Below are 1451 nucleotides of genomic sequence, written 5' to 3'. Positions count from 1 at the left end.
TGGCGCCGCGGCGCTCGCTGGCATCGAAGCCGTAGCCGGCGTTGATACCGAAGTAGGCGCCGGTCCAGGTGAACACCGGAACGGGCGTGAACACCGGCGGCGGTGCGCGACGCGGAAGGTCGGCAGCGAAGGCGGAGCCGGCGAGCGCGATGCCGGCGAGGGCGGTGACGCCCCGAAGCATGGATTTCATGGTCTGGTCCTCATTCCATCTGGTGCCGCCGGACTTTTGCCCCGTCCGGCACCGATTGCCCGTCTTTAAGTCAACGGCTCCAAGGATGCTGTTGCATCGCGGTAACGCCGACCGTCCTGAAGACGGCCCCTTTGTGGCGCCCCGCCGTTATCCCTTGGTACCTGAAGCGATAAACACCCTCGAATGGTCAAGGTTCACTTGCGGCCACGCTTTTTTCCCGTCTCAGCGTTGGACAGATTGTCGCATTCCGGGAACCAGCTTCATGGAGTCAGGGCGATGGCGGAGATCAGCCGCCCGTAATCCGCTTCTCCGCGGTGGGTGGTTCGACGATAGCTGTAGAAGCGCTCGGCGTCGGCGTAGGTGCACAGGCCGAGGATCGCGGCTTCGCCGATCTCCGCCTGCTCAAGACGCATGCGCACGAACCCGGACAAGTCGAATTGCGCATGGCCGCGGCGCGAACCGTCCGAAAAGAACCGGTCGGACCCCGGCGCCTCGTCGCGGAAGCGCGCCATGAAGTCGGCGCCGACCTCGTAGGCAGCCTGCGAGATCGTCGGGCCGAGGACGGCGACGATCGCTCCGCGCCGGGCGCCGAGACCTTCCATGGCCGCGACCGTCGCCTCGACCACGCCGGTCAGCGCCCCCTTCCAACCCGCATGGGCGGCGCCGACGACGCCGTTTTCGGGATCGGCGAACAGGATCGGGCCGCAATCGGCCGTCGCGATCCCGAGCGCGAGGCCGGGAACCCGCGTCACCATGGCGTCGGCCTTCGGGCGCTCGTCCACGGGGAACGGCGCCGCGACCACGACGGCCTCAGCGGAATGCACCTGGTAGAGGCTCGCCATCCGATCGGCGGGCAGCCCGAGCTGCGCGCACATCCGCGCCCGGTTCTCGGCGACGGCCTCGGGCCTGTCCTGCGAGCCGAGCCCGCCGTTGAGGGAAGCGTAGAGGCCCTCGGAGACGCCGCCCTGCCGAGTGAAGAACGCGTGGCGGATGCTCGAATGCGAGCTGAGTTCCGGCGCTTCGACGAACATGGCGGCTCCTGGCGAGGGTTGGCACCCGCGATGCGGGATCACGTCGGCCCCGTCGATAACCGAAGGCGGCGAGGCTGACGATGGCTCGCCCGCCGCTTTAGCCCGGCGCGAAGCCCGGCGGAGCGAGCGCGGGATGGGTGATCGCCATCGCCTTGAACAGGCTCCCCATGCCGCCGGGGGCCGGATCGGTGAGGCGTCGCGCCGCCGCCGTGATCGCCTCGGCCTGGGCC

At 69.1% G+C, this 1451-nt stretch carries 1 protein-coding gene and 1 pseudogene; both read right to left on the bottom strand.

Annotated features, from left to right (window positions below; all coding sequences use genetic code 11):
• A pseudogene (locus FV222_RS25945) lies at positions 1–190 on the bottom strand (porin family protein); the annotation flags it as partial.
• A gap of 260 nt (positions 191–450) precedes the next feature.
• Positions 451–1221: a peptidoglycan editing factor PgeF gene (gene pgeF / locus FV222_RS25940; protein WP_147764230.1), complete on the bottom strand. Its 771-nt coding sequence runs from the start codon at positions 1219–1221 to the stop codon at positions 451–453.
• Between the last annotated feature and the right edge of the window lie 230 nt (positions 1222–1451).

The sequence above is a fragment of the Methylobacterium sp. WL103 genome (genome assembly GCF_008039885.1).
Taxonomy (GTDB): domain Bacteria; phylum Pseudomonadota; class Alphaproteobacteria; order Rhizobiales; family Beijerinckiaceae; genus Methylobacterium; species Methylobacterium cerastii.
The sequence above is the reverse complement of the archived record's forward strand: the minus strand, read 5'-3'. Positions and strand labels throughout refer to the sequence as shown.

Excerpts from the sequence above, each read along its gene's own strand:
- pgeF (WP_147764230.1), bottom strand. The coding sequence starts at position 1,221 with ATGTTCGTCGAAGCGCCGGAACTCAGCTCGCATTCGAGCATCCGCCAC.